This is a genomic window from Phosphitispora fastidiosa (assembly GCF_019008365.1).
GTDB classification, from domain to species: domain Bacteria; phylum Bacillota; class Thermincolia; order Thermincolales; family UBA2595; genus Phosphitispora; species Phosphitispora fastidiosa.
Genome location: NZ_JAHHUL010000036.1, coordinates 1 through 5,923, shown reverse-complemented (window position 1 = coordinate 5,923; position 5,923 = coordinate 1). Strand labels below are relative to the sequence as shown.

Sequence of the window (5,923 nt, the reverse complement as noted above, 5' to 3'; positions counted from 1 at the left end):
GGATTTTTATTACAAGTGGCTCACTTTTTTCCTGGCGTTTTCTTTAATTCTGGCTTACTTTTATTCTAGCGTTTATAGTTAACCACTATATGTAGTGGTTTTGGAGCAAAAAATGGGCAAAAATCAGGCCGAAAAAGTGCATTTTTCGGCCCGATTTTTGAGGGCATTTTATAGATGACATCGGGTATTTTGGAAGATGACAAGGTCAAAAAAATCAGGCTGCTTCGCATTTGTAGGAAAGCGCGAAGTAAAATAATTCATAATAATTCATATACTATTAGACAACCTAGAATCTATATAAATGCCCATGAATCATTTGATGAATGGGCATTTATGTTTTATTCATTGTTAAAATCTATAATTTACATAGACGCCAGATATTAGCGGGGCATACTCTCACAAAGCACAAATTCTTGGTATGCATATTAGGGATGGTTTTAGCAGGCTTTTATTAAGGGTCTACATTATCCCTTGCCATAGGGCTGGTTTTAAGGAAAAGCCATGCAGCAAAAATCCACCAGCCTAAAAAAGTAAAATATGCGGGAATGGGATATAACCAGTAAACAAAGTCAAATAAACCTACATTATGTACAATATATCCAAAACCAAGACTAATAAATGCCCAAGTTAATATATACGGGTATAAGAACCATCGTTTCCGCGGCAAGAAATATAAAAATATCATTATTGTTACAGTCCAACAAAGAGGTGAAAGAGCCATCTGGCCTAGAACATAGAAAACACCCTGGTTTTTAAACCACATTATCCCTAATAAATTTTGCATAAAGAATACTACAATCATATCACCTAAACCGCCAATTAAAAAACCGTAAATAAAATATTCTTTATATTTATTTTTAGGGATAAATATCAGAGTGAGTAGAAAAACACCTATTAAAAAAGTGGGATAAAATAAAACGGTAATAATCTCATCCATATGTGTCTCCGATACAAAAGAGTGTTTATAATTTATTATAAACAAAGAAGCAGTTTTTCATTCACTACTTAGCAACTGTAGAACTTCAGTTGGCAGTGTCCTTAGAAGATAACGATGATAATGGCGATAGTCCAGTTTTTAAACCTAAATCCCTCCTTAACAACTATTACTTCTTGAGTGATGATTGCTTGTCAAGGGGGGATATAGTTTATTTATTGTAGATAGTATTTCACACTATTCTTATATAAAGCGAAAAAGGCAAGTACAGTTTAAGACAACATGCTTGCTTTTTTATCTATACCGTTTAAACCGGATAAGGAAATCTCTCTCATGCGAAATTAGCGGTGGCATTTTAGAAATAAGATGCTGCCGCTTTTTTTTATGCCCTTTTTTAAAATGATGCACATCAAAACAAAGTATGAAATAGGCGGATTAGCAAAGTAACCCGCCCCTTCCCGAACCGTACAAGCGACTTTCACCGCATACGGCTCTCCATATTACAAATGGGTTATCGTCGTTTCAACTGATTAAGCTGAAACCTGTCAGCTTCGACGTTGGCAAAGCAGTGTTCGCAAAGGGTTATCTGACGCCGGTTGATGTCCAGCATGACGGTGACAATCGTAGAATAGGGCTTGTCGAGCTTCTTCTTCGTTTTCCTGTGATACATGCTGACATTTGAATGCGGATTGCCGCAGATGTAGCAGACACGGGAAAGCGGGTTCCTCAGGCTGTACTTGGGCAGGTGAAATGATTTAACTGCAGACTTGACTTTGGCGAAGAAGTCTTTTTACCTCGCAAAGGATTTATACAGTGCCATACCGACTGAGCAGGTGTAAACGGCAAGTATTTTTGGATGAATTTCGGCAAATAATTTTCCCTGTTTTACTCCTTGAGAATAGTGTCCCTGTTTTTAAGCCGATAGCTGTCACCGGTCATATTGAAAATCTCACTGTGATGGGTTAACCGGTCCAAAATGGCAGTGGTGATTACCGGATCTTGCAGTAACTCTGCCCATTCTTCAAACCCTTTGTTTGAGGTGATTATTACTGACCGTTGTTCATAGAGGTTAGAGATCACCTGAAAGAAGAGGTTTGATTCCTGGCGTGATATTGGCTGAAAACCTATTTCATCAATAATCACAAGGTCTGAATTCATGATTTTTCTTAGTCGTTGTCTGGCCCTGACTGATATCTCTTCAGTCTTTAACAGTTTAATTAGCTTATCCATGGTTACAAATGTTACCTTGTATCCCTGTTCCACAGCATGTATGCCCAGAGTTACTGCCAGGTGGGTTTTACCCACACCGGAAGGGCCCAAAAATATTATGTTGTAAGCTGATTCAATCCATGCCAGGTCTAAGAGTTGATTAATTTGGCGTTTCGTAACTGAGTTATTAAAGGCATAGTCATAATCGTCTGGGGTTCGCATATAAGGGAATTCTGCCGAACTTAAACGGCGTTCCCTGGCTCTTTTATCTCTTGCTGTTAACTCAGAATTCATGATGTTATGGAGAAAATCCAGATACGAAACTTCTTTGCCGTTTATGCCCGGCAATAACTGGTCAATATTGTCCCTGATATGTGATAAACCCAGTGTGGTAAGTGAATTTAAGGTTTCTTCGTATACCGACATTATTTGCCACCTCCGCATACTGCCACATAATCGTTAATATCTCTTGCTTCAGGCTTAATCTTATATGGCTGTGGCACATATGGCGGCCCAATAGCAGTTGCTGTGTCTGCATTGGCATTGTTCCTAGCAAAGTGTTCAACTGCAGCCCTGAAATCAACTGCACTCCATAATTCATTGTCCGAACAATATTGAATGGCGTTTTGGATAACTTCTACCGTATTATTACTTACGGTTGCCTTTATTAGCAGAAACTGATCTCTTACATACCTGGGCTTATCTGTTTTAATCATGTTTAGCAGCATTAATGCTTCAGGTATGTTTCCCAGCATCTCCAGAACCTGATCCTGCAAACCGGATATCTTGCCTGTGTGATCACGCAGGTGGTTGTTGTTTTGAATTAGTTGTCCTTTTCCCGGATTAATTCTGTGAACAGCTGCGACGTGATTGGAATCCGGATCCGTAAAGATTATATTGCCATCTTCTTCTGTCAGGAAAAGCTTTTTGCCTGGCCGGTATGTCCCCAAAGGAACAGAATACCTGTTGCTATGATACAGGATGGTATTGTCTTTTCTTACACCTCTTGTTACAATGTTAGCAGGTATATTTACCGCTTTGGATATCGGCCGCAAGTATTGCTTTTCGACCAGGAATACTTCTGCCGGTATCCTTTTTGTTATGCCATGAATATTAGCGTTTCCGGTGCGGGCCAGCCAGTCAAGACATTCACGTAATGACATCACCGATATCACTGCGCTTTCTCAACTTAAAATGGAATATTTAGATTTATCCTATAACCAAATCAAAGACATTTCCCCGCTGCATATCAATACGCATAGCGAACCGATTAAAGTTGATTTCCCGATTCTACTGGAAGGGACACCATTTGCAAACCTGCGATTATTAATGCCGGGAAACTAACTTAAATACTTCAACTTTCATAAAAACGGTGCGTCGTATGCCTGGCCACAGGCCATTTTTCTGGAATGGGGTCCACCGGTTCTTTTATTACATGGCATTCCGACCAATAGGTCTTGCAATTGCAGAGTTCCATCGGAGGATTAGACAAATATGAATTAGTCATTGTGCATGTCCGCAAAAATGCCCTATGGGTCGTACGCCTTCCCATAGGGCATTTTTCCAGTTTGGGGTCAGAGGCAACTTTAGTTTGGCGCGCTTTCTTCTGGTAAAGCGGGAAAACTGCGAAAGATGTTGTAGCATCTTTTGCCAAACACTATTTCAGGTAAGCTCCAGAGCATTATTAACGGCACCCTGAGGTCTTTGGCCCTGCCAAACATCTAATACTGCTTGGGCTTGGACCCGTGCCATGTAGACGCGTGACTCCACAACTGCAGTTCCCGCATGAGGGGAGAAAAGTGTTTTATCTTTTTGGTCAAGTAAGCCACGGGGAATTTGAACCCCAGGCTTGGCATAATAGGCATCTTCCATTTCAAAGACATCGGCGGCATATCCACCAATGATGCCGTCTTTGAGAGCTTGGGCAACTGCGCATTCGTCAACCTGTGACCCTCGGCTAGGATTGATGAGCAGCGAGGTAGGTTTCATCAGTGACAATTCGTGCACGCCAATTTGATGATAGGTGTCCTGTGTTAACGTGGAGCAGATACAAATGAAATCTGCCTGTTGAAAAAGCGTATGCCGCTCAGCGAATTCCAGCCGGAGGGTACTTTCGGTCTCAATGGGTAGTCGCAGAGGCTGATAATAGCATACCTCCATGCCAAAACCCATCGCCCGGCGAGCTACGGCTTGACCTAGCTTGCCCATGCCAATTATGCCTAGACGCTTATGCGAAACTTTTGATCCCAATCTAGGATGCGGACTCCATGAACTACAACCGGAGACACGAATCGTTCGGTCTCCCACCGCCACTTTGCGGGCTAAACCAAGGAGCAGAGCCCAGGTCATGTCAGCAACGGAGTCATCAATTTCCTCACCGTACACGCAGGTTACCCAAATCCCGTGCTTGGTTGCTTCCTCAACATCAATATTATCCAAGCCACGACCAAAGCTGGAAATAACTCTTAGATAGGGTAGCTGAGCAATGAGTTCGCCGCTGATTCTGTGTTCAACAGACACACACAGACCGAATGCTTCCTGGGCTTCGAGCGCAATTCTTGCCGGGGTTAGGCTGTGGATATCCGTTGGCACGATAACGTTAAAAAACGGCTTGAGCAAATCAGGGCCTTCCACGGGAACGAGATGATTATAGTAAACTTGAGGGGTGTTATTGGATGAATGCTGTCTCATGTGCATCACCTCTATATTATGCTGGCAGAATACAAAGACCGCATATGAGCTAAGAACTTGCGGGTTCCGGCCGTCAGATATTTGTCCTGGGGATAGATTAGTTTGTATTCCTTATACGGAGCAAAGCCTTCGATAGCAACAGCGACGAGCGTTCCTGCTGCCAATTCGCGGGAGATTGCGGAAGCGACTATGATAGAGACGCCTAAGGAGTTTTCAACGGCCTTTTTCACGCCCTCAGTACTTCCTAATTCCAGGGAGATATTGATGGTATTCATGATGCCGCCAATCTGACGTTCCAAGGCCCGCCGAGTTCCGGAGCCTGATTCGCCGACAACGAAGGGTTGCTGGATTAATTCTTCAACACTGACCTGCCCGCGCTGGGCTAACGGATGGGTCGGGGAAACGATTAAAACCAAGGGTTCTCTCTTGAAAACATCTACTTTTAGGGAACAGTCAGCAGATACATCCGCTTCTACAATGCCAAGATTTAATTCGTAGTCTTCAACTTTCTTTTGTATTTCGTGGGTACGGGCAACAGTTACTGTCACCCTTAAGCCTGGGTACAGTGATCGAAATGAACCAAGAACCTCGGGTAACAAGTAGATGCCAATATTTGTACTAGCCCCTAAGGAAAAAGTTCCCCGACCGGCCTCTTTAAACTCGGCAATTGCTGTTTCGGCTTCCAAGGCCATTGTCAGTATCTTTCTCGCATAGTCGTAAAGGGCCTGGCCTTCTTCAGTAAGAACATACTGTTTGTATCTATAGACCAGAAGTGAGCATTTGTAGTAGGATTCCAAATTGGCAATATGGCTCGAGATAGTGGGCTGGGCATACAGCAGCCCATCCATGGCTTCGGCCATTGTGCCTTTTTCCGCAAGGCAAACGAAAGTCTTCAGATGATGCATCAAATCCAAACCGAACCACCTCCACGACTGGGGCAATGCCTTTCCGTAGTAGTTTGTATTACCAGAACGTCATCTTGGTTGTGAAAGGAATAGCAAAGTTACTTCTAGGGCTGCAACTGAAATCAATCAGGGGAGCACTTTGAACTATTGGGAAACCTGATAGTCCTATTACCAGTTCTATCTT

5 protein-coding genes and 1 pseudogene are annotated in these 5,923 nt (G+C 42.8%); all 6 read right to left on the bottom strand.

The features are described 5' to 3' along the window. Nucleotides 1–451: 451 nt before the first annotated feature. Nucleotides 452–937 carry a hypothetical protein gene (locus Ga0451573_RS18675; protein WP_231685693.1) on the bottom strand — a complete coding sequence of 162 codons (486 nt, stop codon included), beginning with the start codon at nt 935–937 and terminating at the stop codon, nt 452–454. Between the two features lie 508 nt (nt 938–1,445). Then, nucleotides 1,446–1,769, bottom strand: a pseudogene (locus Ga0451573_RS20135) (reverse transcriptase); the annotation flags it as partial. Nucleotides 1,770–1,819: 50 nt separating this feature from the next. Continuing rightward, a complete protein-coding gene (gene istB, locus Ga0451573_RS18670) occupies nt 1,820–2,569 on the bottom strand; it encodes an IS21-like element helper ATPase IstB (RefSeq protein WP_231685691.1) in 750 nt (249 codons plus the stop codon). Beyond that, a complete protein-coding gene (locus Ga0451573_RS18665; RefSeq protein ID WP_231685690.1) occupies nt 2,569–3,309 on the bottom strand; it encodes a hypothetical protein in 741 nt (246 codons plus the stop codon). Before Ga0451573_RS18665 ends, istB begins: the two co-directional genes overlap by 1 nt. A 496-nt stretch (nt 3,310–3,805) precedes the next feature. Next, entirely contained in the window at nt 3,806–4,834 is a 1,029-nt protein-coding gene (locus Ga0451573_RS18660; protein ID WP_231685689.1) for an NAD(P)-dependent oxidoreductase, read from the bottom strand. Between the two features lie 11 nt (nt 4,835–4,845). After that, on the bottom strand, nt 4,846–5,739 hold the full coding sequence (locus Ga0451573_RS18655; RefSeq protein WP_231685694.1) for a LysR family transcriptional regulator: 894 nt from the start codon (nt 5,737–5,739) through the stop codon (nt 4,846–4,848). Nucleotides 5,740–5,923 lie beyond the last annotated feature (184 nt).

Coding starts and splice junctions, on each gene's coding strand:
- Ga0451573_RS18675 (WP_231685693.1), bottom strand. CDS start 937: ATGGATGAGATTATTACCGTTTTATTTTATCCCACTTTTTTAATAGGT.
- istB (WP_231685691.1), bottom strand. CDS start 2,569: ATGTCGGTATACGAAGAAACCTTAAATTCACTTACCACACTGGGTTTA.
- Ga0451573_RS18660 (WP_231685689.1), bottom strand. CDS start 4,834: ATGAGACAGCATTCATCCAATAACACCCCTCAAGTTTACTATAATCAT.
- Ga0451573_RS18655 (WP_231685694.1), bottom strand. CDS start 5,739: ATGCATCATCTGAAGACTTTCGTTTGCCTTGCGGAAAAAGGCACAATG.